The 26,817-nt window shown below is 53.8% G+C and carries 23 protein-coding genes and 1 tRNA gene; 16 read left to right on the forward strand and 8 right to left on the reverse strand.

Annotation, left to right across the window (positions count from 1 at the left end):
• Window positions 1–9: 9 nt before the first annotated feature.
• From bglX (VGM48_RS15815) to VGM48_RS15825, 3 genes are all read left to right on the forward strand, one after another.
• Window positions 10–2,286 carry a beta-glucosidase BglX gene (gene bglX, locus VGM48_RS15815; protein WP_331580805.1) on the forward strand — a complete coding sequence of 759 codons (2,277 nt, stop codon included), beginning with the start codon at window positions 10–12 and terminating at the stop codon, window positions 2,284–2,286.
• Between the two features lie 7 nt (window positions 2,287–2,293).
• A complete protein-coding gene (gene bglX / locus VGM48_RS15820) occupies window positions 2,294–4,525 on the forward strand; it encodes a beta-glucosidase BglX (RefSeq protein WP_331580808.1) in 2,232 nt (743 codons plus the stop codon).
• 80 nt (window positions 4,526–4,605) lie between these two features.
• Entirely contained in the window at window positions 4,606–5,220 is a 615-nt protein-coding gene (locus tag VGM48_RS15825; RefSeq protein WP_331580810.1) for an HAD family phosphatase, read from the forward strand.
• Window positions 5,221–5,267: 47 nt separating this feature from the next.
• On the opposite strand, the gene VGM48_RS15830 is transcribed toward VGM48_RS15825, so the two are convergent.
• The 3 genes from VGM48_RS15830 to VGM48_RS15840 form a co-directional block, all read right to left on the reverse strand.
• Window positions 5,268–5,537 (reverse strand): DUF4834 family protein, encoded by a 270-nt coding sequence (locus VGM48_RS15830; RefSeq protein WP_331580812.1) that lies wholly within the window; start codon window positions 5,535–5,537, stop codon window positions 5,268–5,270.
• Between the two features lie 69 nt (window positions 5,538–5,606).
• Window positions 5,607–5,927 carry a hypothetical protein gene (locus VGM48_RS15835; protein ID WP_331580814.1) on the reverse strand — a complete coding sequence of 107 codons (321 nt, stop codon included), beginning with the start codon at window positions 5,925–5,927 and terminating at the stop codon, window positions 5,607–5,609.
• The gene (locus tag VGM48_RS15840; RefSeq protein ID WP_331580816.1) at window positions 5,920–6,288 is read right to left on the reverse strand and encodes a hypothetical protein; all 369 of its coding nucleotides are present in this window, start codon (window positions 6,286–6,288) and stop codon (window positions 5,920–5,922) included. The genes VGM48_RS15835 and VGM48_RS15840 overlap by 8 nt, the downstream gene beginning before the upstream one ends.
• Before the next feature lie 57 nt (window positions 6,289–6,345).
• Between VGM48_RS15840 and rimP the strand changes: the two genes are divergently transcribed.
• The 9 genes from rimP (at window position 6,346) to VGM48_RS15885 (ending at window position 19,447) form a co-directional block, all read left to right on the forward strand.
• Window positions 6,346–6,882: a ribosome maturation factor gene (gene rimP / locus VGM48_RS15845; protein ID WP_331580818.1), complete on the forward strand. Its 537-nt coding sequence runs from the start codon at window positions 6,346–6,348 to the stop codon at window positions 6,880–6,882.
• 18 nt (window positions 6,883–6,900) lie between these two features.
• Entirely contained in the window at window positions 6,901–8,148 is a 1,248-nt protein-coding gene (nusA, locus tag VGM48_RS15850) for a transcription termination factor NusA (protein WP_331580820.1), read from the forward strand.
• Window positions 8,149–8,208: 60 nt separating this feature from the next.
• Window positions 8,209–11,208 (forward strand): translation initiation factor IF-2, encoded by a 3,000-nt coding sequence (infB, locus tag VGM48_RS15855; RefSeq protein WP_331580822.1) that lies wholly within the window; start codon window positions 8,209–8,211, stop codon window positions 11,206–11,208.
• Between the two features lie 60 nt (window positions 11,209–11,268).
• On the forward strand, window positions 11,269–12,645 hold the full coding sequence (locus VGM48_RS15860) for a peptidylprolyl isomerase (protein WP_331580824.1): 1,377 nt from the start codon (window positions 11,269–11,271) through the stop codon (window positions 12,643–12,645).
• A 270-nt stretch (window positions 12,646–12,915) separates the two neighbouring features.
• On the forward strand, window positions 12,916–15,456 hold the full coding sequence (locus VGM48_RS15865; protein ID WP_331580826.1) for a PAS domain S-box protein: 2,541 nt from the start codon (window positions 12,916–12,918) through the stop codon (window positions 15,454–15,456).
• 24 nt (window positions 15,457–15,480) lie between these two features.
• On the forward strand, window positions 15,481–16,122 hold the full coding sequence (locus tag VGM48_RS15870) for a response regulator transcription factor (protein ID WP_325590561.1): 642 nt from the start codon (window positions 15,481–15,483) through the stop codon (window positions 16,120–16,122).
• Window positions 16,123–16,303: 181 nt separating this feature from the next.
• Window positions 16,304–18,151, forward strand: coding sequence for an amidophosphoribosyltransferase (locus tag VGM48_RS15875; RefSeq protein WP_331580830.1), 1,848 nt, complete (start codon window positions 16,304–16,306; stop codon window positions 18,149–18,151).
• 151 nt (window positions 18,152–18,302) lie between these two features.
• Window positions 18,303–18,944: a response regulator transcription factor gene (locus VGM48_RS15880; protein WP_331580832.1), complete on the forward strand. Its 642-nt coding sequence runs from the start codon at window positions 18,303–18,305 to the stop codon at window positions 18,942–18,944.
• On the forward strand, window positions 18,944–19,447 hold the full coding sequence (locus VGM48_RS15885; protein WP_331580834.1) for a SixA phosphatase family protein: 504 nt from the start codon (window positions 18,944–18,946) through the stop codon (window positions 19,445–19,447). The genes VGM48_RS15880 and VGM48_RS15885 overlap by 1 nt, the downstream gene beginning before the upstream one ends.
• On the opposite strand, the gene VGM48_RS15890 is transcribed toward VGM48_RS15885, so the two are convergent.
• Window positions 19,420–20,322 (reverse strand): glycosyltransferase, encoded by a 903-nt coding sequence (locus tag VGM48_RS15890; protein WP_331580836.1) that lies wholly within the window; start codon window positions 20,320–20,322, stop codon window positions 19,420–19,422. The two genes, VGM48_RS15885 and VGM48_RS15890, sit on opposite strands and share 28 nt — an antisense overlap.
• Before the next feature lie 487 nt (window positions 20,323–20,809).
• Between VGM48_RS15890 and VGM48_RS15895 the strand changes: the two genes are divergently transcribed.
• A complete protein-coding gene (locus VGM48_RS15895; protein ID WP_331580838.1) occupies window positions 20,810–21,058 on the forward strand; it encodes a hypothetical protein in 249 nt (82 codons plus the stop codon).
• Here VGM48_RS15895 and VGM48_RS15900 read toward each other — a convergent pair.
• The 3 genes from VGM48_RS15900 to msrB form a co-directional block, all read right to left on the reverse strand.
• Window positions 21,055–22,317, reverse strand: coding sequence for a pyridoxal phosphate-dependent aminotransferase (locus VGM48_RS15900; RefSeq protein WP_331580840.1), 1,263 nt, complete (start codon window positions 22,315–22,317; stop codon window positions 21,055–21,057). The two genes, VGM48_RS15895 and VGM48_RS15900, sit on opposite strands and share 4 nt — an antisense overlap.
• 4 nt (window positions 22,318–22,321) lie before the next feature.
• A tRNA-Thr gene (locus VGM48_RS15905) sits at window positions 22,322–22,394 on the reverse strand.
• A gap of 57 nt (window positions 22,395–22,451) precedes the next feature.
• The gene (gene msrB, locus VGM48_RS15910) at window positions 22,452–22,937 is read right to left on the reverse strand and encodes a peptide-methionine (R)-S-oxide reductase MsrB (RefSeq protein WP_331580843.1); all 486 of its coding nucleotides are present in this window, start codon (window positions 22,935–22,937) and stop codon (window positions 22,452–22,454) included.
• Between the two features lie 177 nt (window positions 22,938–23,114).
• Between msrB and VGM48_RS15915 the strand changes: the two genes are divergently transcribed.
• On the forward strand, window positions 23,115–23,696 hold the full coding sequence (locus VGM48_RS15915) for an adenylate kinase (RefSeq protein ID WP_331580845.1): 582 nt from the start codon (window positions 23,115–23,117) through the stop codon (window positions 23,694–23,696).
• A gap of 12 nt (window positions 23,697–23,708) precedes the next feature.
• Here the strand turns inward: VGM48_RS15915 and VGM48_RS15920 are convergent, their stop codons facing one another.
• Window positions 23,709–23,849 carry a hypothetical protein gene (locus VGM48_RS15920; RefSeq protein ID WP_331580847.1) on the reverse strand — a complete coding sequence of 47 codons (141 nt, stop codon included), beginning with the start codon at window positions 23,847–23,849 and terminating at the stop codon, window positions 23,709–23,711.
• Window positions 23,850–23,941: 92 nt separating this feature from the next.
• On the opposite strand from VGM48_RS15920, the gene paaZ reads away from it, so the two are divergent.
• A complete protein-coding gene (paaZ, locus tag VGM48_RS15925; RefSeq protein WP_331580849.1) occupies window positions 23,942–25,984 on the forward strand; it encodes a phenylacetic acid degradation bifunctional protein PaaZ in 2,043 nt (680 codons plus the stop codon).
• 48 nt (window positions 25,985–26,032) lie between these two features.
• Window positions 26,033–26,803, forward strand: coding sequence for an enoyl-CoA hydratase/isomerase family protein (locus VGM48_RS15930; protein ID WP_331580851.1), 771 nt, complete (start codon window positions 26,033–26,035; stop codon window positions 26,801–26,803).
• Window positions 26,804–26,817: the final 14 nt, after the last annotated feature.

Here is a 26,817-nt window from a genome sequence, read left to right on the forward strand (position 1 = left end):
CATTCAAATATGAAAGCAGCAAAGATCATTATTGTCTGTCTCCTTTTCGCCGCCACCACGCGGGCTCAGGTTGCCACGGATGCAAAGATGAATGCATTTGTCACGACCCTGATGGGCAAGATGACGCTCGACGAGAAGATCGGCCAGCTCAACCTTCCCGGCGCGGGAGATATTACGACAGGTCAGGCCGGCAATTCCAACATTGCCAAAAAGATCGAACAGGGTCTCGTTGGCGGCTTGTTCAATATCAAATCCGTCGCCAAAATAAAGGATGTACAGCGGATCGCCGTGGAGAAAAGCCGGCTGAAGATCCCGCTGATCTTCGGCATGGATGTCATCCATGGCTATGAGACAGTATTTCCCATTCCTCTGGGGCTGAGCTGTAGCTGGGATATGGGGGAGATCGAAAAAAGCGCCCGCATTGCGGCAGCCGAAGCCAGCGCGGATGGCATTTGCTGGACTTTCTCACCGATGGTAGACATTGCCCGTGACCCCCGCTGGGGCCGGATTGCCGAAGGCAATGGCGAAGACCCCTATCTGGGTTCGCAGATCGCAAAGGCCATGGTCAGGGGATACCAGGGCAACCTGTCCGGCAAATCGGATATCATGGCCTGTGTCAAGCATTATGCCCTCTATGGCGCCGCGGAAGCCGGCCGTGATTATAATACCACGGATATGAGCCCCGTTCGGATGTTCAACGAATACCTGCCACCCTACCAGGCCGCGGTCGACGCCGGTGTCGGTAGTGTGATGGCTTCCTTCAACGATGTCAACGGAATGCCGGCCACGGCCAACAAATGGCTGATGACCGACGTGCTGCGCAAACGCTGGGGATTTAAGGGCTTTGTCGTCACGGACTATACCGGTATCATGGAACTGACCCCCCATGGCCTCGGCGATCTGCAAACGGTTTCTGCGCTTGCCCTGAAAGCGGGGATCGATATGGATATGGTAAGCGAAGGGTTTCTCACGACGCTGAAAAAATCCCTGCAGCAAGGCAAGATCACCCAGGCCGACATCGACCAGGCCTGCAAAAGAATACTCGAAGCAAAATATAAACTGGGCCTGTTCAGCGATCCGTACAAGTATTGCGACGAACACCGGGCCGCAACGGAGATCTTCACCGATGCAAACCGGTCCTCCGCAAGACAGATTGCCGCCGACTGTTTTGTTCTCCTGAAAAACCAGGGGAATGTCCTGCCCCTGAAGAAGGGCGGCACCATCGCATTGGTCGGTCCGCTGGCCGACAACAAAGAGAATATGCCCGGGACCTGGAGCGTCGCCGCGGATTTTGAGAAATCCATCTCCCTGCTTCAGGGTTTAAAAGATGTGGCTGGTGACGGAACGAAGGTCCTTTATGCCCAGGGTTCCAACCTGGATGCCGACAGCCTCTTCGAAGAACGCGCGGGAATGTTTGGCAAATCGATGCACCGGGACCATCGCCCTGCGGCGGAGATCATCCGGGATGCCGTCGCCGCCGCCAACCAGGCTGATGTCGTCGTAGCCGCCCTGGGCGAATCGGCCGAGATGACCGGCGAGTCCAGCAGCCGCAGCAATATCAGCATTCCCCAGGCCCAGCAGGACCTGCTGAAAGCGTTGCTGGCCATCGGGAAACCGGTTGTGTTGGTGCTGTTCACCGGCCGGCCCCTGGCCATCAAATGGGAGAACGACGCGACGCCTGCCATCCTGAACGTCTGGTTCGGCGGCTCCGAAGCCGGTGACGCCATCGCGGATGTTCTTTTCGGCAAAGTAAACCCCTCGGGCAAGCTGACGACCACCTGGCCGCAGAATGTCGGCCAGGTGCCGCTGTATTACAATCATAAGAATACCGGCCGCCCACTCGAAGGCCCCTGGTTCCAGAAATTCCGTTCCAATTATCTCGATGTTTCCAACGACCCCGTCTACCCCTTTGGTTACGGCCTCAGCTATACGCATTTCTCTTATGGCGACCTGAGCGTCAGCAACAGCAGCCTGAAAGGTAATCAGACGCTTATGGCGACGGTCACCGTAACAAACGACGGACCGGTGGAAGGAAAGGAAGTGGTGCAGCTGTATATCCGCGATCTCGTGGGCAGCATCACCCGCCCGGTGAGTGAACTGAAAGGATTTCAAAAGATCGATCTGAAGGCCGGCGAATCCCGGAAGGTGAGCTTCGCCATCACACCGGCGGACCTGAAATTTTACAATGCCGATCTCAAATACGACTGGGAGTCCGGTGATTTTGTGATCATGGTCGGCGGAAACAGCCGCGACGTCAAATCAGCGAAGATCAATTGGACGAAATAATATAGGTATGAGAAAACTTATTTGCACCCCCTTTTTTATTGCCCTGCTCGCCGGCTCCGCGCATGCCCAAAAAAAGACCATCGCGCAGCGCGTGGACTCGGTCATACGGCTGATGACCCTCGACGAGAAGATCGGCCAGATGAACCAGTATAACGGCGACTGGGAAGCCACCGGCCCCATCACAAAAGATGGGGACAAGCAGGATCAGATCCGCCGGGGCCGGCTGGGCTCGATGCTCAACGTCACCGGGGTGGAACATACCCGGCAACTGCAGGAGATAGCCATGGGCTCCCGTTTGAAGATCCCCCTGCTCTTCGGCCAGGATATTATCCATGGTTACCGGACCACCTTCCCCATCCCCCTGGCGGAAGCGGCATCCTGGGACCTGGACGCGATCGAAGGCTCCGCCCACGTTGCGGCGCGTGAGTGCGCGGCGGCCGGTGTCCACTGGACCTTTGCGCCCATGGTCGATATCGCGCGGGACCCCCGGTGGGGGAGGGTGATGGAAGGCGCCGGCGAAGACCCCTATCTGGGGTCCTGTATCGCCAGGGCGCGGGTCCTCGGCTTCCAGGGAAAGAAACTGGGGGATACCGATGCCGTCATGGCCTGCGCCAAACATTTTGCCGCTTATGGCGCCGCCATCGGCGGGCGGGACTATAATTCCGTGGACATGAGCCTCCGGACACTTTGGGAAGTCTATCTGCCGCCTTTCAAAGCCGCCGAAGAAGCGGGCGCGGCCACTTTTATGAACTCCTTCAACGACCTCAACGGCATCCCGGCTACCGGTAATGCCTATCTCCAGCGGGACGTATTAAAAGGAAAATGGAAGTTCCGGGGTTTTGTCGTCAGTGACTGGGGCAGTGTGGGCGAGATGATCAACCATGGATACGCCAGGGACAACAAAGAAGCGGCACTGGAAGCCGTTACGGCGGGCTGCGATATGGATATGGAAAGCCGGAGCTATATCGGCAACATGGCCGCGCTGGTCCGCGAAGGGAAGGTCGGCATCGGGCTGATCGACGACGCCGTGCGGCGCATCCTGACAAAAAAATTTGAACTCGGGCTGTTTGACGACCCGTTTCGATTTTGCAATGTCCAACGCGAACAGCAGCAGTGGAACAACCCGGAGAACCTGCGAATAGAGCAGGAAATGGCGAAGAAAAGCATCGTCCTGCTTAAGAACGATAACCAGCTGCTGCCCCTGTCCCGACAGACAAGGACCATCGCACTTATCGGACCGCTGGTCAAGTCGGTTCGCGAGAATCTGGGTTTCTGGTCCTACGACTGGGCCGACGACTCCGCGCGCATCGTCTCCACCTGGGATGGGATCCAAAAAAAGCTGGGTTCCGGAACCCACCTGCTTTATGCGAAGGGTTGCGGCATAACCGATACATCACGGGCCGGCTTTGCCGAAGCGATCGAAACCGCCAAACAGGCGGATGTCGTGATCCTGGATATCGGTGAAGCAAGAGATATGACCGGGGAAGCAAAGAGCCGCAGCAATATCCATTTGCCCGGCGTCCAGGAAGAACTGGTCCGCGCGGTCTGTTCGACCGGCAAACCGGTGGTGGTCCTTATCGGCGCGGGCCGGCCGCTGATCTTCAACTACACGGCCGAACATGCCGGCGCCATCCTTTACACCTGGTGGCTGGGTACGAAAGCGGGCAACGCCATCGCCGACGTCCTCTTCGGAGATTATAACCCTTCGGGGAAACTGCCGATCAGCTTTCCGCGGACGGAAGGCCAGATCCCCGTTTATTACGCGCATTTTTCAACAGGCCGCCCGTCAAAGAATGACAGCGATGTGAACTACGTTTCGGCGTATACCGATTTGCACAACGGTCCCCGTTATCCCTTCGGCTATGGCCTCAGTTATACCCATTTTGAATATAGTGCGCTCCGGCTTAGCGCGGCGACGTTCCGGCCCGGCGGGAAACTGACGGCCACGGTCACCCTCACCAATACGGGGAAATTCGACGGTCGCGAGACGGTACAATGGTATGTGCGCGATCTGGTGGGGAGCGTCGTGCGGCCTGTAAAAGAGCTAAAAGGATTTGAGCAGGTATTCCTGAAGGCGGGAGAATCAAAAGACCTCAGCTTCACCATCGACGCGGACAAGCTCCGGTTCTATAATGACAAACTCGAATATCTTTATGAGCCCGGTGAATTCCGGCTTTTTGTCGGTGGCGATTCGCAAAATGTAAAGGAAATACCGTTCACCCTGATAGCTGGTCGATAGTGGAATATTTGTACCGGATTCCCGCATCGTGGGTATATTTGGCACACGAATCCAGTGGCTCCTAACTAACATTCGAACCTATGCGGGGTATAAAGAACATCATTTTCGACCTCGGCGGCGTTATCATCAATTTGGACAATCAGCGTACGACGGATGCGTTCGTCGCGCTGGGGCTGAAGAACATCCGGGAATATTTCGGCCATGGCCATGCCGCCTCCTTCTTCAAAGACTATGAAGTGGGTAAGATCACCGACCGGCAATTCATCGACGCAATCCGGGAGACGGCCGGGTTGAATGCTTCCGATCAGGCCGTCATCGACAGCTGGAATGCCCTGCTGCTGGACTTTCCGGTCGAACGGATCCAGCTGTTGAAGCAACTCGCACAAAGCTACCGGCTCTTTTTGTTTAGTAATACCAACGCGCTTCATCTGGCTGCGCTGCAGGCTATCTACACCAGGACGTTTGGCTCGGGGTCGCTTGAAGATTATTTCGAAAGGACCTATTATTCCCATCTGCTGGGAATGCGAAAACCCGACCGGGCATCCTATGAGTATATCCTGCGGGAAAACGGGCTCAACGGCCAGGAGACCTTGTTCGTGGATGACGCGATCATCAATGTGGAAGGCGCCGAGCAGGCGGGATTGAAAGGGCTGTATCTGCGCCCGGGAATAAGTCTGCTGGATTTTCAGTGGTAGGATGGGCCGGAGATGGATCGGAACCCATTACCCGAAGGTCCATAGCCCTAGTCCTTGATCTCTTCAAAATCAATGTAATCCCCAACCGATGGCTTTTGGTCGGAACGCTGCCGGGAGGCGGACTGAGCCTGCTGCGGCGGGCCCTGGTTCTCGCCCCGGGCTTGCTGCTGCCGCATGGTCTCCTGCATGTCGTTCATGTTCCTGAACTGCTGCCGCACATGCCGGGTCGTACGGGCAACGGGGACCAGGAAGTTGAACACGAAACGGTACAACAGGTAGAAGACGATCGCAAATAAAAATATCTCGGAGAGTGCCATAACTATATTACCTGTATATTACCCGCTAAGGTAGGAAAAGGTTCGGTAAAAGGCTGTTAAAGGCTGCTATTATTTTTTGAATACTCTGGTAGTCAACCAGTTGAGACCATCTCCAAGTTTCTCGGCAAGGATGTCGGCGAGCTTCAGGATGATGTTCTGAAGCCGTTCGTTTTGGAGCACGGTGTCTATCAGGCGCAGCCCTGTAAGCTGTTCCTCACCGTCGATCTTCCGGGGCAGGAGGGACCGGACAAACATACTCCCGGAATGTTGTTGAAAGTAGTTGAAATTTTCGTCGATCTTTTCTTCGAGCTGTTTTGCCTTTCCCCGAAGCCGCCTGATCTCCTGATCCAGGGCGTCCATACTGCGGTCGGCCTTGCTAAGCTTAGACATGATCTTCTTCCTCCTCTTTGGATTTTTGGATAACGCTGTGAATAACAGGATTTACGAAAAGAACCTTCCGAAAAACGGCAAGGAGGACGAAAACCACCAGGATCATGAGGGTGACCAGTCCAAACCCTTTGAAATAGCTGTGAAAAAGCTCGGAGAACCAGAACGCGGTCATCATTCCCCCAAAAAGCAGAAAAAGAAAAGCCAGGAACAGCGAAAGGAGGATCCAGGCAAAATATCCCGCCGAACGGGCAAAAAGGCGAAGACTTTGCAGCCGGTAGATCTCCAGGCGGGTTTCCAGATATTCCTTCAGCAGGGTCTTATTCTCAGCGAAAAACGATCCTAAATTATCGGGCTGACTCATTCACTTCTTTTCTTAAAAGTAAAAATATTTGGGGAAAGGCTGCGAATTACCGTATTTTTGCGACAGATTAAAAAGCAAAAGAAGGGAACGGGCTCGTTCCCTTCTTCTTTTGTCGGAGGATTCGAGATGGTCAATGAGACAATCAAGGCGGTGGAAGGTATGATACAGGCCCTTATGGCCGGGGATCCCGGCTACTTTTTGGTCGATATCCGGATCAAACCAACCAACAACGTAAGAGTGTATATCGATGGCGATCAGGGCATTTCCATAGAAAAATGTGTTCAGTACAACCGTGCCCTGTATAAGAAGCTGGAGGAGTCCGGATTGTTCCCGTCCGGGGATTTTTCCCTGGAAGTCTCCTCGCCGGGACTCGACGAGCCGCTAAAACTGCTCCGGCAGTATAAGAAGAACATCGGCCGCCGGGTGGAACTGGTACTGCAGGATGGTTCCAAAAAGGAAGGCAGGATGCTGGAAGTGAGCGAGGATGGGATCATTATAGAGGAGGTAAAGGGAAAGAACAAGAAAAAAGAAGTGATCAATCATACTTTTTTATTCGATAACATAAAAACAACAAAAATTCAAATAGTTTTCTAGAGCTTTAAAATCAGTACTATGGCAAGTATCAATTTGATTGAAGCCTTCCAGGACTTCAAGGAAGCCGAAAATATCGATCGCCCCACCATGATGAAGGTGGTTGAGGACGTGTTCAAAACTTTGTTGCGGAAGAAATACGGAAGCGACGAGAATTTTGACGTAATTGTGAATGCGGAAAAGGGTGACCTGGAGATCATGCGGCGCCGGACCATCGTCGAAGATGGGATGGTGAATGATCCCCTTGCAGAAATTGCCTATACCGAGGCGACCAAGATCGAGCCCGACTATGAGGTTGGGGAAGAGCTGTACGAAGAAGTCGAGATCCTCGATTTCGGCCGCCGGGCGATCCTGGCTGCCAAGCAAACGCTGGCCAGCCGTATCGGCGATCTGAAAAAGAACGTACTTGTAAAGAAATACAACGAAAGGATCGGGGAGATTGTCAGTGCTGAGGTCTACCAGGTATGGAAGAAAGAGATCCTCCTGCTCGACGAAGACGGAAGCGAGCTGATCCTGCCCAAATCCGAACAGATCCCCCAGGATTACTTCAAGAAAGGGGAGAACATCCGGGCCGTGGTAAAGAAGGTTGAACTGAAGAACAACTCTCCGGTGATCATCCTGTCCAGAACCAGCCCCCTGTTCCTGTCCAAGCTGCTGGAGATCGAGGTTCCCGAAATATTCGACGGACTGATCGTGATCAAAAAGATCGTCCGGGAGCCCGGCGAAAGGGCAAAAGTCGCGGTGGAGTCGTATGACGACCGGATAGACCCGGTCGGGGCCTGTGTAGGGATGAAGGGAAGCCGCATCCATGGCATCGTCCGGGAATTGAAGAACGAGAACATCGATGTCATCAACTGGACCGCAAACGTGCAGCTGCTGATCCAGCGTTCGCTGACGCCTTCCAGGATCACGAATATGGAGCTGGACGGCGAAAAGCTTCACGCAAATGTCTATCTGAAGCCGGATCAGGTCTCCCTGGCCATCGGCCGTAAGGGGGTCAATATTAAATTGGCCCAGGAATTGACCGGGTATACGATCGACGTATTCCGCGATAACGAAGGCGAGCCGGAAGAATTCGATATCGATCTGGAAGAATTCAGCGATGAAATTGAAACATGGGTTATCGACGAACTCAAGCGTATCGGTTGCGATACCGCCCGCAGCGTCCTTGATCTCACCTCCGAAGAACTGGAACGAAGAACAGATCTCGAAAGGGAAACGATCGATGAGGTGAGAAGGGTGCTGAAAGAAGAGTTCGAGAAGGGATAGATAACAGTTAAATAGTCTATTTTTGAGGCAAATATGGCAGAAACACAGACATTACGCTTAATGGCTGCCGCCAAGGAGTTCAACATCGGGAAAGATACCCTGGTGGACTTCCTTGTTGGTAAAGGGTTCAGTAAAGACGATCTGAAGCCTACATCCAAATTGACGGATGAGATGTATCGCTCCCTGCAGCAGGAGTTCCAGGGTGACAAAGTCGCCCGGATGAAGAGCGATCAGATCGACCTGCCCAAAGGCAGCCTTGAGGCTAAAAAGAAGAAAGAAGAAGAGAGTGCGCAGCAACAACAGGTGCCGCAGCAATCGCCGTTCAAGACGACGAAGGAGACTCCCGTCATAAAAAAGGCGGTGAAGGAAGAGGCTCCGCCACCCGTTGTTGTAGAAGAGAAGCCCGTGGTGGTAGCCGCTCCCCCCGTAGTGGAGCCGGTCCAGGAAGAGCCCGAGGTCATTAAGATCGAGGCGCCGGAACTGGAAGGTCCGAAAGTCATCAGCAAGATCGACCTTTCGACCATCGATTCCTCCACGCGGCCCAAGAAAACGGTGAAAAAAGCCGTGGAAAAGGAAGTCGCCGCCGAACCGGTGCAGGAAGAACCTGTTGCCGAACCGCAGCCGGTCGCCCAGGTGGTGCAGCCTCCCGTTGTGGAGCCTGTTGCCGCAAAAGAAGAACCGCAGGAAGAAACAGTTGCGCAGGAGCCGGAACCGGAGATCCACGAGAGTGAAGCCGGGACCGAAGACCACGAAGCTCCTCCTGTGATCGAAAATATCAAGGCAGAAAAGCTGGAAGGTCCGAAGATCCTCGGAAAGATCGAACTACCCGTCAACAACGATACCCGGCCAAAGCAGCCTTCCGAGGAAAAACGGAAGCGGAAGCGTATTCCCATCGAAAAGAAAGATCACCAGGGCGGTGGCCAGCAGGGTAGTGGCGGAAGACCTCATGGCGGCGGTGGCCAGCATGGTGCCGGCCATCATGGCGGCGGCGGCCAGCACACCGGCGGCGGAAACCCCCGTCCCCCGGGTCAGAGTCGCATCCCCATCCAGCGTAATCCTGGTGGCGGACGCGCAGCCGGCGGTCAGGGTGGCGGCAATCGCCGGCCCGATCCCCGTCATTCTCCGCGTGAAGCAAAAGAGATCGACAAGAAAGAGATACAGGAAAAGATCCGGCAGACCCAGGCCAAACTGGCCGGCGCAGGTGGCCGCGGAAAAAGCCTCAAGGCAAAATATCGCCGCGCCAAACGTGAAGAAATGGCGGAACAGGCCGGTGGCGACGATCTGATGGATAGCCGCCTGCAGGTGACGGAATTCATCAGCGTCAGCGAATTGGCCAACCTGATGGATGTAAGCTATGCCGAAGTTATCGGCAAGTGTATGAGCCTGGGAATGATGGTGTCCATCAACCAGCGGCTGGAAGCCGATGTCATCGAACTGGTGGCCGGCGAGTTCGGTTATACCGTCGAGTTCATCGGTATCGACGATGCGGCGGAAATGGAGGAGGAGGAAGACGACGACGATCCGGAGACGATGGTTCCCCGTTCGCCGGTCGTAACGATCATGGGTCACGTTGACCATGGTAAGACCTCGCTGCTCGACTATATCCGCAGCGCCAATGTCGTCGCAGGTGAAGCGGGTGGGATCACCCAGCATATCGGCGCCTACCAGGTGACCACGACTACGGGAAAGAAGATCACCTTCCTCGATACTCCCGGTCACGAAGCGTTTACCGCTATGCGTGCCCGTGGTGCCAAAGCAGCCGATGTCGCCGTTATCGTGGTAGCAGCGGACGACGCCGTGATGCCGCAGACAAAGGAAGCCATCTCGCACGCACAGGCTGCGGGCCTTCCAATGGTGTTTGCCATCAACAAGATCGATAAGGACGGGGCCAACCCCGAGAAGATAAAGGAACAACTGGCGGGTATGAACCTCCTGGTCGAAGACTGGGGTGGTAAATATCAGTCCCAGGAGATCTCCGCCAAGAAAGGCCTCAACGTCGACCTGCTGCTCGAAAAGATCGGGCTCGAAGCCGAACTGCTCGACCTGAAGGCAAACCCCGAGCGCGAAGCCTCCGGCAGCGTGATCGAAGCCTCGCTCGACAAGGGCCGCGGCTATGTAGCCACGGTGCTGGTTCAGAACGGGACCTTCCGGGTCGGCGACCTGGTGGTTTCCGGTCAGTACTTCGGCCGCGTAAAAGCCATGTTCAACGAACGGAACAAACGCGTCGACGATGCGCCTCCTTCCACCCCCGTACTGCTGCTGGGTCTCAATGGAGCACCGCAGGCAGGGGAGAAGTTCAAGGTCTACGAAGATGAAAGCGAAGCCAAGGAAGTCGCCAACAAACGCGCCCAGATCCTTCGCGAACAAGGCATTCGCACCAAGAAACATATTACGCTGGATGAGATCGGCCGTCGTCTCGCCCTCGGCAACTTCAAAGAGCTTAACCTCATCATCAAGGGTGACGTGGACGGCTCCGTGGAAGCGCTTAGCGATTCGCTGCAAAAACTGTCCACCGAAGAGATCGCCGTCCGCGTCGTACACAAGGCCGTGGGCGCCATCACCGAGAGCGACGTCCTTCTGGCAACCGCTTCCGATGCCGTTATCGTCGGCTTCAACGTCCGGCCTTCTTCGCAGGCCTCCCGTCTCGCGGAGAACGAAGGCGTGGAGATCAAGACCTACTCGATCATTTACAATGCGATCGAAGAAGTGAAAAGCGCCATGGAAGGCATGCTGGAACCGAAGATCCAGGAGAAGATCGTGGCCAATGTCGAGGTCCGCAACGTCTTCAAGTTCGACAAGGCAACCGTCGCCGGTTGTTATGTCCTCGACGGCAAGATCTTCCGCAACTCCAAGATCCGCCTCGTTCGCGATGGCATCGTGATCTATCCCGTCGGAGAAGGCGCCACTGCCGAACTGGCTTCGCTCAAACGCTTTAAAGACGATGTGAAGGAAGTCCCGTCAAGCATGGAATGTGGTCTCACCATCAAAAACTATAACGACATCCACGTCGGCGATATCGTAGAAGCATACGAAGAAGAAGAAGTAAAGCGCACGCTGTAATATTTTGTTAAATGCCCCCCTCCGGGGGTATTTAACATTTTATCCATATAATTTTGATACATGGTCAAGAAATTCGTTCTCCCCATACTACTGCTTTCTGTTGCCGCTTCTGGTTTCGCCCAGGAAAAGGTGGTCGCAGACAAGATCGCCGGGATCGTCGGCGATAAGATCATCCTGAAATCCGAGCTGGTCTTGGCGATCGCCGATATGCAACGAAATGCGGGCGGTCAGGAAATAAAAGGGGTTGACGAATGCACCATCCTGGATAATATGCTCATCCAAAAAGCACTCGTGCTACAGGCCGAAAAGGACTCCGTGCCGGTCAGCGACGAGGAAGTGGAAGCCGAAGTCGACCAGCGCATCCGGAATTATATCAATCTCTATGGCGGCAAGGATGCCTTTGAACAGATCGCCCAGCGTACGGTTTACCAGGCGAAGATGGACTTCATGGCCCCCATCCGCGAGCAGCGGCTGGCTGACGCCATGCGCAGAAAAGTCGTGCAGGATGTCACCGTTACACCCACCGAAGTAAAGGAATACTTCGAAAAGATACCTCAGGACAAACGCATCTTCTATGAATCCGCGATGCAGCTTGACCAGATCATCATCTATCCCAAGGCCAGCCGCGATATCGAAAAACTCGCCATCGACGAGCTGAATGAATACAAAACCCAGATCGAGTCGGGCCAGAAGAAATTCGAAGTGCTGGCACGGCTGTTCTCCGATGACCCCGGCAGCAAAGAGAAAGGCGGCGTCATCGAATTGAATCGCAGCGACAGCAAATCGTGGGACCCCGTGTTCTTCGCCACCGCTTTCCGCCTGAAGGAAGGCCAGGTATCCCCCGTCGTAAAAAGTAAATACGGGTATCACATCATCCAGATGGTGAGCCGCAATGGCGATGACGCTGTTGTCCGGCATATCCTGAAGATCCCACAGGTTACGCAAACTGAAATAGACGAGACCTCAAAACAGATGGACTCCCTCCGCACGGCGCTTGCCGGCGGCGCTATTCAATTTGGGGAAGCCGTCTCCCGCTATGGCGACGAGACGCAGAAATCCACCGCGGGTCAGATCATGAACCGCAACGGGAGCACCTTCCTGACGATCTCCGATCTCGATAAGGATATGGTCTTGTTGCTAAAAGAATCCAACCTGAAACCCGGCGAGATCTCCAAGCCTTCGGTCTTCACCGACGAACGCAACAAGAAAGGCGTCCGGATCGTGAAAATGCTTTCCAGATCGGAGCCGCACCGGGAGAATCTGCGCGATGACTATGACCGCATCGCCGCCCGGGCCCTGGATCAAAAGCGTTCCCAGGCGTTGGAGAAATGGTTCGTTGCAAAAATTCCCACCTTTTATATCATGATCGACGGCGAATATCGCAACTGTTCGAATCTTTCCAAATGGCAGATGAGCCCGTCCACTGCGGGTAATTAACACCAGCGATCCATCTTAGATATTTACACTTAGGGGGGCCGAAATAACATATTATTTCATAGGCCATACGGGCTTCTTTAGTAATTTGATAGCTCAATTCTTTTCATTTGTATGCTAAGTAGCACTCAAAAGTCCGTGCCTACGACAAAGCAGTTCCGCCAACCTTATTTTATGGATATTGCCCCTGACGGGATCATTTTATCCACCTGCGCACGCTTTGGTGCACTACTCAAGAGACGGAATATCCACCACTTCATCGGATCAAATTTCTTGGACATCTTTCCGCTTTTGGGAAAGACCGAACCCATACTCACTCCCGACAGCCTCCGGCATGGCCTTCCCGGAACCATCGATCTTACCGTCCAGGGCCCCGGATCCAAATCCTTTATCATCCGGTGGATCGCCTCCCCACGGTATGCGGCCGATATCCACGGCGGCTGGCAGCTGACCGGCCCAAAGATCTATTCCGGCGCCTATCCCGACTCCGGTGACCGCCGGCGGGCGACCGTAGACCCCAACCTCCCGGAAGCCGCGGCCAGCCTGATCAAACAGGTTTCCGATATCATCATCACCACGGACCTTGAACATCGCATCATTTATTGGAATAATGCCGCCGAACGGTTTTATTATATCCCCGCCGCACAGGCTATCGGTCAATCCCTTCGGGATCTGATACATTACGATTATTTGAATACAACTGAAGAGGAGGCCTACGAGGCGCTCAGAGAGCGCGGAATATGGGAAGGAGAGGCTTCTTATCTTTCCAGTGCGGGAAAAAAATCGTATCTTATTTGCTCTATTCGTTATGTCAGGGATAACCACCTTCAGATCACGGGTATCATGGCCCTTAACAGGGATGTCACGGAAGTAAAACTGGTACAGCAGGATCAACGGCGGGCCGAAATGCAGCTTCGCCAGTACTCGGAACAGCTTGCAGGTATCCTGGAAAGCATAACGGATGGGTTTTTTGCATTGGATCAGCATTTCAGGGTGACGCTGTGGAACCACGAAGCAGAAAGGATCACCGGTCTTTCCGCCGAGGAAATGATCGGCCAGTCCATTTGGGATAAATTGCCCGAACTCGTTGGCACCGACACCTGGCAATCCTTTCATAAGGCTTTCAAAAAGAAAATGACGGTCACATTCGAACAATACCAGGAACGCACCGACCGGTGGCTCGAAATGAGCCTCTATCCTTCCGACGAGGGAGTGTTCGCGTATTTCAAGGAAGTGACCCTGCGCAAAAAACAGGAAGCCCTGCTGGCACTCGAGAAAAAGGTACTCGAACTGAATACCGCCAGACGGATGCCCCTTCGCTCCCTGCTCAATTTCTTCCTCAAAGGCATTCAGAAAATATTTCCCGGCATGTATTGCTGCGTCCTGACACTCGACGAGGACGGCATGAGCGTTCGATTGCTTTCCGCACCCGGCCTGCCGGCTATCTATGCGCATGCCATCGACGGTCTGCCCATCGGCCCGACGGCAGGCAGCTGTGGCACCGCCATGTACCGCAAGGAGACCGTCATCGTATCTGATATCGCCACCGACCCGCTCTGGGAAGAGAACCGGGCACTTACCCTTTCCTTCGGCCTCCGCGCCTGCTGGTCGATCCCCGTCATCAACGGCCGGGGTGAAGTGCTTGCCGCGTTTGCCGTATACTACACTACCGTCAAGGCGCCTACCGAAGTCGAGATGAACACGTTCGAACGGGTGGCTAATCTCGTGGCAATGATCATCGAGAGCAAAAAGGCGGAGGAGGAGTTGAATATCAGCAACGAACGGTATACCCTGGCTACAAGGGCGACAAACGATGCCATCTGGGACCGGGACCTGCGTACCGGCGTTTGTTATTGGGGCGAAGGATTCTATGAGCAGTTTGGCTTTAAGCCCGGCACGCGGGTACGCGATGCAAAATTCTGGAAATCGCATATCCATCCCCGAGACCGGGAAGAGGTGCTCCGGGAAATGCAACGATTTATCAGCCGCAAGGAAAAGGGTCTCTGGCTGGCGGAATACCGCTTCAAAAAGGCGGATGGGAACTATGCCCTTATATCCGACCGGGGTTTTCTTGTCTTCAACAAGGAGAGTAAGGTTATCCGCATGGTCGGTTCCATGCAGAATATCACGGAGAAGAAAGAGATGCAGGAAAAGCTTCTCCGGCAGGAACTGAATAAACAAAAGCAGATCGCCCAGGCGATGATCGATGCCCAGGAAAAGGAAAGGGCGGAGATCGGCAAGGAACTGCACGACAACATCAACCAGATCCTGTCCACAACGAAACTATATCTCGAGCTGGCGAAAAACGAACACGGCGAACGGCTTAACCTGATCAATCGCAGCGCGGATAATATCCATAATGCCATCCATGAGATCAGGAATATCTCCCGCAATCTCGTGCCGGCGAGCATCGGCGATCTGGGTCTGCAGGATTCCATCGCCGACCTGGTGGAAAGTCTGCGCACGACCAGGGCGATCAACGTCGAGTTCTATCCGGTCGGCAATTTTGATGAAAAGATCAGTGACAAAGCCAAACTGATGCTTTTCCGCATCATCCAGGAGCAGATCAATAATGTGCTGAAGCATTCGGAAGCGAAGAATCTCATCATCGAATTGATACTGGAGGGGGCGGACAACCGGATCGAGCTGAGCATCACCGACGACGGAAAAGGATTTGATCCCGGGAAGGCCGGGAAAAAGGGATTGGGGTTGTCCAATATCATGAGCCGGGCCGATCTGTTCGGCGGCAAGGTGACCATCCAGTCCGCGCCGGGCCAAGGCTGTAAATTAAGAGTGCAAGTACCTGTCTTATAAAAAATAATCTTAAAACAATCCTATATGAGTAAGATCAATATCTTGATTGCTGACGACCACAAACTGATCCGGGAGACCTGGAGTTATATTTTGAACAGTGACTCCCGTTTTCAGGTGATTGCGGAGTGTGGCGACGCGCAGGAGGCGGTAGAACTGGCGAAAACAAAAAGACCTCATGTCGTTTTGATGGATATCAATATGACCCCTTTCTCCGGCCTGGAAGCAACCCAGCGTATCCGCAAGATCTCTCCGGGGTCCAAAGTGATCGGGGTATCCATGCATTCCCAGCCCGCCTATGCAAAGAAGATGCTGCAGATGGGCGCCCGCGGCTATGTCACCAAAAACTCTTCCAAGGAAGAGATGATAAAGGCCATACTCGAGGTCAACCACGGCAACAAGTATATCTGCGACGAGATAAAGAACATCATTTCCGAACAGCTGCTCGATGAAAAGGAGGATTCGCCGAATATCAACGCGCTGACGGAAAGAGAAATGCAGATCATCAACTTTATAAAGGAAGGGCTTTCTTCAAAGGAGATCGCCACCAGCCTGAACATCTCCCTGAAAACGGTCGAGGTTCATCGCCACAACATCCTGAAGAAGCTAAAACTGAAGAACTCTGCTTCCCTTGTCAACTTCATCAACACGAACGCCACGTATATTTAGCTAAAAACACCTATAACCAATTGATTTATCCCTTATTGCAGGGAGATTGCAGCCCTTTCCCATACCGTTACGATATTTAACAAGTACTTTTGTTAAGAACCAATATCCTACGAAAGATCGCCCCCAATCATCCTATGAAGACTGGGGGTTTTTTCTTACCTTTGCGCCTTATCAGAATTAGATGAGCGATGCAATAAAGCATGAATGCGGGCTGGCATTCATTAGGTTACGCAAGCCGTTCTCCTATTACCTTCAACAATACGGCACCGTATTATACGGCCTGAACAAGCTGTACCTCCTGATGGAAAAGCAGCATAACCGGGGACAGGATGGCGCTGGAGTGGCCTCCGTCAAGCTGAACATCGAGCCCGGCCATCCCTTTTTGCATCGGATCCGAAGCGCCAATCACCAACCCATCGCGGATATCTTCTCGAAAATATTGGGTGAGGTACAAGATCTCGAACAATATCAGCCGGATATTACCCAGCATCCGGGCCTGATGAAGGGGCATATCTCCCATCTGGGCGAACTTCTCCTCGGCCATCTCCGCTACGGCACGCAGGGAAAAAATCTGGTGGAATTTTGCCATCCCTTTATAAAACGCAATACGATCCCCGCCCGCAACCTGGCTTTGGCGGGGAATTTTAATCTGGTCAATACCGATGAGCTTTTTGACCTGATCGGGGTCGATCCCGGAGACTTCCAGAAACAAAGCGATCTCGCCGCTATGATGGAAGTGATCCACCATTTCCTCGTCCGGGGTGACGAAGCTTCTCCCGGCAGTCTCGACGTGGCCGGGCTGCTCAAGAAAGCAGTACCGCTTTTTGACGGTGGATTCACGGTCGGCGGCCTCCTCGGCAACGGCGACAGCTTCGTCTTTCGCGACGCCCACGGCATCCGCCCCGCCTATTATTATGTCAGCGACGATGTGGTCGTGGCGGCCTCCGAAAGAGCGGCTATCCGCACGGTATTTAATGTCGGCGAGAATGAGGTCATGGAGCTGATGCCCGGTAAGGGACTTATCATCAAAGCCGACGGTTCCGTCAGCGTGGAAACCATTCTCGAACCGAAGGAACGGCGGGCCTGCAGCTTCGAACGCATCTATTTCTCCCGCGGCAGCGACGAGAAGATCTACCGGGAACGGATCGCCCTTGGATACAACCTCAGCGATCAGATCCTTACCTCGATCGACCACGACCTGAAGAATACGATCTTTTCCTTTATTCCCAACACGGCGGAGGTGGCTTTTTACGGCCTCTGGAAGGGGATGGATGACTATCTTGAAAAAATAAAGGTCCAGCGAATTCTTTCCTGGGGCAGGGACATCGCCGAGGATAAGCTGAGAGAGATGCTCAGCCGGAAGATCCGGGTCGAGAAGGTTGCGATCAAGGACGTGAAGATGCGGACCTTTATAACGGAGGATTCCAGCCGAAATGAGATGGTGCAGCACGTTTATGATGTCACCTATGGTACGGTTCGGAAGGATACCGACACCCTGGTCGTCATCGATGATTCCATCGTTCGTGGCACGACCCTGAAGCAAAGCATTATCCGGATGCTGGCCCGGTTGAAACCGAAGAAGATCATCGTGGTGTCCTCTGCACCACAGATCCGGTACCCGGACTGTTATGGCATCGACATGAGCAAATTGGGCGATTTTATCGCCTTTCGCGCTGCGATAGACCTGATGAAAGAACGCGGGAAGGAGGATTGTCTGCAAGAGCTGTACGATCGTTGTAAGGAACTCGCCCGGACCGGCCAGCTGCACACCGAAAACGTTGTCCAGCGGGTATACAAGCCTTTTACAGCGGAGGAGATCGCCGCTAAGATCGCCCAGCTGATCACCCCGCCCGAGATCACCACGCCTGTGCAGGTCATCTACCAGACGATAGAATCCCTTCATAAAGCCTGTCCTACCAACACGGGTGATTGGTACTTCACGGGCAACTATCCGACTCCGGGCGGTAACAAGGTCGTCAACAAAGCGTTCATGAATTACATGGAGGGGAAGAACGTCCGGGGATACTAGCAAAAAAAACTCCTTCTTAATTGAAGTTCTCAGAGAAAATCCTTAATATTATATAGCTATTAGTACCCATCCCCTTAAAATAACGTCTGCCTGGTTAATTCGCTCTGTTAGTAATGTTTGAGTGTTTTCTGTCTTAGAAAAAACAAGCGTTATGAAGAAAGTTTCTATTATGATCGTCGATGATCATACTTTAATCCGTGAAACCTGGAGTTTTCTGTTGGGAAAGAATGAGAATTTTGATGTCGTAGCGGAATGCGGTGACGGCGAACGGGCGATCGAGCTCGCGCGTGATAAACGTCCCGATGTGGTGCTGCTGGATATCAATATGGCTCCGATGAGCGGGTTCGATGTGCTGAAGATGATCCGCAAATACTCTCCCGGTTCCAAGATCATCGGCGTATCCATGCACTCTCAGCCTGCCTATGCGAAAAAAATGCTCCGCCTTGGGGCAAAGGGGTATGTTACGAAAAACTCTCCGCGCCAGGAGATGCTGCAGGCTATCGCCGAGGTCAGCAACAATCATGTCTATATCTGTCAGGAAGTGAAGAATATCCTTTCGGACCAGCTCCTCAATCAGGATCAGGTGAATCCCGATATCAATAATCTTTCGGACCGTGAGATGCAGATCGTCAGGGCGCTGAAGGAAGGACTCTCTTCCAAGGAGATTGCTTCCGAATTGAGCATTTCGCTGAAGACGGTGGAAGTACACCGGCACAATATTCTCAAAAAATTAAAGCTGAAGAACACGGTCTCGCTGATCAATTTTATCAACTCGCAGGCTTTCGACATCTGATGAAAACACTGCTGATCATCCGACATGCCAAAAGCAGCTGGGACGACGCCTCGATCAGCGACGTCGATCGCCCACTGAACGACCGGGGAAAACGGGACGCTCCCGCCATGGCCAAACGGCTTATCAAGGCGGGCATCGATATCGACCGGTTTGTATCCAGTCCCGCCAAACGAGCCCGTCAGACGGCGGAGCTATTCGTTCGGGAATATGGTGGAAAGGAAAAGAAGATCCGGTTTGTTCCCGATCTCTACCATGCCGCACAGCCTGTCTTCGAGGCGGTGGTCGATGGACTCGACGACGGGGATGATACCGTTGCGGTCTTCTCCCACAACCCCGGCATCACCGCCTTTGTCAACACCCTGACCACGGCCGTCAAACTCGATAACATGCCCACCTGCGGCGTCTTCGTTACCAAAAGCGATTGTAAACACTGGAAAGATTTTCGGTCCTCGGGCCCGCAATTCGGATTCTTCGATCATCCCAAGGCGGAAGGCCGCGATTGATCCAGGACCGAGCTTATTTCGGCGGATAACCGATCCTCCTTTTCATCCCCGGGCCAATGAGGTTCCCGGCCCTCCTGCGACAGGACGTCGCGAAGGGAAAGATCCTGTTGACGGATGCATATTGCCCATCCTTTCTCTGCAAGATAGCGGCCAAGATATTCCTGTTCGGTCTGGCCGGGAGTAGGGACCAGCACGGCGTTTTTGCGCATCCGGGCGAGGTCCATCACCGTACTGTAGCCCGAACGGGCCACCACCAGCCGGGCTCCGGCGATCAGCCGCTCCAACGCCGCGGCCGGCAGATGATCATAAACCGTTATCGATGCAGGAACCGCTTTTAGCGCCTTTCCGCCACCGGGCAACCCGCGGACCAGTACGATCCCGCCGGATACGGACGCGGCGGATAACGCTGCTGCCTGCCGCAGGATGCGTTTTTCAAGCAGGCTCCGCTGTGGCTCGGGACCCGATAAAAGGACCAGCAACCGGATCTCTTCGATAGCCGCCACCGGCTGCATGCCATCTGCCACCGCCCGAATACCGGCCGCCACCGGCTGCATTCTCGACAGCCGCCCGATATAACGGAGAGGGATATGCGGCTTTTTCACCGGATTCGATAACTCTCCCGCGAGCGCATCCGCTCCATCGATATCCGGCACCCAGCATCGCGAGAACTTCCCGATCAGCCGGTAATTCATTCGTTGCAGCAAAAGATCAGCCCATCGGCCAAAAGGGGTCCGGATCTGCAATTGATGCGTCATAAAAACACAAAAGACCCCGGGGACTGCCAGCCCGTATCGATTGTCGGAGATGACCAGATCAAGACCCCGATCGGCCGCAAAGCGGCGCAGCCAGGCCTTTTCCTGCTTGATACGGATCAAGATTTTCGGGATCGAAAGAATAAGTCGCGTGATCGTAATGGCGCGGTTTTTGCCGTATTTTATGCGATACCCGGGTAAATCTACGAAGGTCAGAGACGCAAATTCCTCCTGCAAAAGCGCGCGTTGTACGCCGGTAGCAGCGACGATCACCTCACATCTTTGATTTAGTAATTCCTTAATTATTGGAAGACATCTCGTTGCGTGTCCGAGTCCCCAATCCAAAGGAGCAAGTAGAACCTTTAGAGAACCGTAAGCAGGATTGTTAATTTTTACAAGACCCGGCAAGAGTGAATACTATTTTCGGTACAAAATAGTTAAATTAGTAGAATTAAGTTATGAAAACCACAAATCGGATATTGATTCTGTTATTATTATTTAGTACCATTGTAGTCTTCGGCTGCAGTTCGGGCCGGGGTATCGGCGGCAGCAGTAAGAAGTGTGGCTGCGGAATAAACAAAGGAATGTCTGGTTATTAAAATCTAATAGAATGAAAACTTGTAACAGGGATTTGCTTGTTCTGGTGAAAGACGAACACATGAATGAAAAATCGATGGAGCGTGAGTTGGAGCAATTGAACGACCTGTTGTTCCATTTCGAAACCATTGAAACATTTTGCACCGCCCACGAAGTTTTTGATATCAACAAACATAAGATCCTCCACAAACGCGACAGCATCCAACGCATCGTCCGCCAGAAAGAACTGAAGCCCTTCTTCTTTATCTGCAATAAGAATTAACTTAATCTACTCATCGCGCTTCGCAGTTTTCCTATCATCTCAGGGATGTCTTCCAACTTGCAGGTTCCGACGCTAAGCCGGTACCAGGGTGAGCTCTTTGCCGCACCAAACGCCGAGAACGGAACAACGGCAAGTCCGGCCTCGTTGAGCAGAAAAGAGGTCACCGCCATCTGGTCGGTCAATTCGGCTCCATCGGTTGTCTTTTTTCCTTTCAGATCGATCTTTATCGTCAGGTAGATAGCCGCTTCCGGTGACAACACATCCACGGAATACCCTTCCTTTTTCAGCGTGATAAAGCCATCGTGTATCTGCCGGAGCCGGTCGGACACCGCGGCGCGGAAGCGGGTCAGATACGCATCGATCGCCTCTTTGCGGGTGAGAAAGATCGCCGTTGCCTTTTGCTCCGCCATCGGCGCCCAGGAGCCGATATGGCTCATGATCGCGTTCATCTTGCTGATGATCTCCGCGGGCCCGAAAGCCCAGCCGACCCGCACCCCGGTTGCGGCAAAAGCCTTGCTGATGGCATCGATAAAGATCGTATACTCCCGCATCGCGGGATAAAGGGAAACGGGGTTGTAATGGATGATCTCTCCATAGGTCAGCTGCCAGTACATCTGATCATACAGCACATACAGCTTCTTTTCCCCTTCCTTCCGCCGCTTGTTCTCCTCCAGCACCAGTTCACAGATCGCAGCGAGGTCCTTCTTCGAGATCGTCGTCCCGGTGGGATTCTGCGGGCTGCAAAGACAGATCAGCGTCGCCTCGCGGACATAAGGCTGCAGGGCTGCCGCGGTCGGCATGAAATTGTTCTCCGCCGTCGCCTCGATGACGACGTGCTCACCCTGGTTCAGATGAGTATAATGGTTGTTATTCCAGGAAGGAACGGCGTAGATGACCTTATCTCCTTTGTCGACCAGGGTCCGGAAGAGGGAGTAGATGAGCGGTCGTCCGCCGCTGGCCACCAGGATCTCCTTTGTGTTATAGGATAATCCTTCCCTCTCTTGCAGGAAGGCGGAAACAGACTCCCGCAGGTCAAGGTTTCCTTCCGCCGCCGGGTAATTGGTGAAATGCTTTCGATAGGCGTCGATGATCAGGTCCTCCAGCTCCCCGGGGATGGGGAAGATAGCCGGATCGAAATCGCCTACGGTAAAATTGTAGATCTTTTCTCCTTTTCGGATCTTTTCGCGGATCTCGCCACCTAATTTGACGATCTCCGATCCGATAAGGGTTTCGGCAAGATTTGACAGCTTTAAAGCCATGGTGAGCCAACTATCGGAATCGAACCGACGACCCTTTCATTACGAATGAAATGCTCTACCAGCTGAGCTAAGTTGGCGGGTAAGCCGTCGGGGTATTCTCCCGGCGGCTTACGGGGTGCAAATGTAATAAAATCCTACTTTTTCCCGGCATTGTATTTTTTCTCCGCATCCTGGGCCTTCTCAAAATCCAAAACCACCCCATTGATGCAGTATCGCAGCCCGGTTGGGGGCGGCCCATCATTGAATACATGCCCGAGATGGGATTTGCAGCGGCCGCACATCGCCTCCGTCCGGTCCATCCCATAGGTGTGATCGGCGGCATAGATGATACTTCCTTTGCTGACCGGCTCATAGAAACTCGGCCAGCCGCAACCACTCTCGAATTTGGTGTCGCTGCGGAAAAGCGGATTTCCACACACGGCGCAATAATAGGTTCCCACCTCTTTCGAGCTTTCGTAAGGGCTGGTCCAGGGCCGTTCGGTCCCCTTGTTCCGGGCGACATCATAAATATTTCTGGGCAGGATCTTTTTCCATTGCTCATCGGTCATATTCACCGGAACCGGGTCCGTATGCGAATACACCGGGTTGTTCTCTTTCTGTGCTGGGTCCTTTATATCCATATTGCTTGTTTTTCCTGATTACTTTATTTTAACGCAACACATCACCCCACAGTTCTATGAAATTGACTATAATTCGGGGTTTTCGCTGCATTTTTTAAGGGCAGGCCGAAAATGTTAAAGGATTTTTAAAGCCTGTATATTATATTTGTCAACTCACAAGGGTAAGTAGTACGTATTATGTTCAATTTAATTTTATTTGGCCCTCCCGGCAGCGGGAAGGGGACGCAATCTGAACGATTGATCTCCAAATATGGCCTGAAGCATCTCAGCACCGGCGACCTGCTCCGCAGTGAAATAGCCGGTCAGACACCGCTTGGACTGGCAGCTAAAAGCTTCATGGACAAGGGGCAGCTGGTTCCTGACGAAGTGGTCATCGAAATGATCAGCTCGGCACTCGACAATAATCCCCGGGCGCATGGCTTTCTTTTTGACGGATTCCCCCGCACAACCGCGCAGGCCGAAGCCCTCGACAAGCTGCTAAATCAGAAGGGTACCTCGATTGTCGTTGTTCTGGCCCTGCAGGTCAGCGAGAATGAACTCATCAAACGACTGCTCAACCGCGGCCTCACCTCCGGCCGGCCCGATGACGTCAACGAAGAGATCATCCGCAACCGCATAGCCGAGTACGAGAAAAAGACCGCCGCCGTGGCCGATCACTACAAAAAATACGACAAAGTAGTGTATGTCCAGGGCGAAGGCGATGTGGACGAGATTTTTGTCTCCTTAAGCCGCGAGATCGATCAGCGCAACGTGGCTTGACGGCCCGGGCGCCTAACGCATCTCTCCCGGTTTCACCCGCACCATCACCTTCCTCCCACTCCGTAACACCCCGATGTCAACCTGCCGGTTGATCACATCCGCATGCGGTTGCTTGTGCAGTTCATCAAATTTTCCCTCTTCAATTATGGACAAAACCCCGACCAAACTGGATTTACTGTCAGTCTGGCACAACTCCAAAGGGGGAAAATGCGTTAGCTTTGAGGATGATAAACGATTGTACACCTATGCCGAAGCTTGGAAACTATATTACCGGAAACTGGATCGCCGGCGATGGAGAAGGACAACCGCTTTTCAACGCGGCTACCGGCGAGATTATCGCCCACGCCAGTACAAAAGGGCTTGATTTCGCCGCCATCCTCGACTATGCCCGCACGACGGGAAATCCCGCTCTCCGCAAGATGACATTCCCCGAAAGGGGTCGCATGCTGCGGGCGCTTGCCCTTCACCTGCGCGAGCATCTCGAATCGTTTTACCGGATCAGCTATCTCACCGGCGCCACCCGCGCCGACAGCTGGATCGATCTGGAAGGCGGTATCGGCAACCTGTTCTCCTATGCCTCCCTGCGGCGTAAATTCCCTGATCAGCCGTTCTGTCTCGATGGCGAAGGCCTGGCCCTCGGCAAAGGCGGGACGTTTATGGGTCAGCATGTACTCGTACCCAAAGAAGGAACCGCCATTCATATCAATGCCTTTAATTTTCCCGTCTGGGGTATGCTGGAAAAGATCGCCGTCAACTTATTGGCGGGGATGCCGGCGGTAGTCAAACCCGCAACGGTAACGTCTTTTCTCACCGAAGCCGTCGTTCGCGAGATCATCGCATCGGGCATCCTTCCCCCCGGGGCCCTGCAGCTGATCTGTGGCAGCGCGGGCAGCCTCCTGGATCATGTCATGTCGCAGGATGTGATCACCTTCACCGGTTCTGCCTCCACCGGCTTACAGCTAAAGGCGCATCCCCGGGTCCTGGCGGAGAGCACTCCCTTTAACATGGAAGCCGACTCGCTTAACTGTCTTGTTCTCGGGGACGACGTCGAGCCCGGCATGCCGGAATGGGATCTTTTCATAAAAGAGCTGCGCAGGGAAATGACGGTGAAGGCAGGTCAGAAATGTACCGCGGTGAGACGCATCTTTGTCCCGGAAAACAAATTGGCCGAGGCCCGCAAGGCCCTGATAAAAGCCATCGCCCAAACGACGATCGGCAACCCGGAGAACGAGAAGGTAAGGATGGGACCGCTTGCCGGTCAAAGCCAGCGCGACGAAGTACGCGCCCAGGTGACCAAACTCCTTGCCTCCTCCCAGTTGATCTATGGCTCACTGGACAGCGTCGAGCTGATAGATGGCGATGCTTCCCGCGGGGCCTTCCTCAGTCCGCTGCTGCTGCTGAACGAAAAGCCATTTACGGCCGAAGAACCGCATTCGATCGAAGCCTTTGGTCCCGTCAGCACCCTGATGCCCTATAAGGATATCGACGCTGCCGTTGCCCTGGCGCGGAAAGGGAAAGGGTCGCTTTGCAGCACCATCGTAACCGCCGACGCGGACATCGCCAGACAATATACCCTTGGGGCCGCGACCCATCATGGCCGCATCCTCATCCTGAATAACGAATGCGCAAAGGAAAGCACCGGTCATGGCAGCCCCTTGCCGCTCCTGGTCCACGGCGGTCCCGGCCGCGCGGGCGGCGGTGAGGAAATGGGCGGGATCCGCGGAGTAAAGCATTATATGCAGCGCGTGGCCGTACAGGGATCACCCTCGATGATCACCCATCTTACGCAGACCTACCAGCCGCACGCAAAACAAACACTGGATGAGAAACATCCGTTCCGGAAATATTTCGAGGAGCTGCAGGTGGGGGACACCGTTATCACCCACAAACGCACCGTCACCGAAGCGGATATCGTCAACTTTGCCAATATAAGCTGGGATCATTTCTATGCCCATACCGACCATACCTCCATCGAAGGAACGCTTTTTGAAAAACCCGTGGCCCATGGATATTTCATCCTGAGCGCTGCAGCCGGGCTCTTTGTCGACGCCGGCAAGGGACCCGTGATGCTCAACTATGGGCTGGAGGAATGCCGGTTCCTGAAGCCTGTCTATGCGGGCAGCACCATCGGGGTCCGGCTTACCTGCAAGGAGAAGATCGCCCAGGAGAAAAGAGAAGAAAAAGACATCCCCCGGGGCATCGTAAAATGGTATGTGGATGTCTATGATGAAACGGGGGAAAGCGTGGCTATTGCCACCATCCTGACCATGGTTCAGCGAAAACCCTGAGCAGCCGGAAACACACCCTTAATACCCTGACCAAAAACAATAATCGCTATGCTCAAACAGATCAAGGAAGGTCATGTAAAGGCCGAACGCCACAATGGCGTCATGACTATCGAGTTTTTCCATCCTCAAAGTAATTCTCTTCCCGGCGCGATGCTGGAGGCCATCACCCATGAGATCCACGGTGCGGGCAATGACCATGACACAAAAGTCATCATCCTCCAATCCGGCGGCGAACGGACCTTTTGCGCCGGCGCCTCTTTTAGCGAACTGCTGGCCATCGGGACGGCAGACCAGGGGCTTCAATTCTTCAGTGGGTTTGCCCATCTCATCAACGAAATGCGCAAATGCCCCAAATTCATCATCGTCCGGATCCAGGGCCGATGTGTCGGCGGCGGAGTGGGGATCGCGGCGGCGGCCGATTATGCCATTGCCATCGAAGGCGCCGATGTCAAGCTCAGCGAACTGGCCATCGGTATCGGCCCCTTTGTCGTCGGCCCCGCCGTCGAACGAAAGATCGGGCTTTCCGCCTTCAGCAGTCTGGCCATCGACGCCGCGATGTGGCGCGACGCGGAATGGGCAAGAAAAAGAGGGCTGTATGTTGAGCTGCACGGCACAACCACGGGGATGGATGAATCCATTGCCCGGCTTGCCAACCACCTGGCGCATTGCAATCCCGAAGCCATGGCCCTGTTGAAACAGTCCCTCTGGAAAGGGACCGAACACTGGGACCAGTTGTTGCTTGACCGGGCGGCCATGAGCGGGAAACTGGTGCTCAGTCCGTTTACCCGTCAGGCTATCGAGAAATTCAAGAAAAAATAAAAGGCGGCCCCGGT

It is taken from the genome of Puia sp. (assembly GCF_036500295.1).
Taxonomy (GTDB): Bacteria; Bacteroidota; Bacteroidia; order Chitinophagales; family Chitinophagaceae; genus Puia.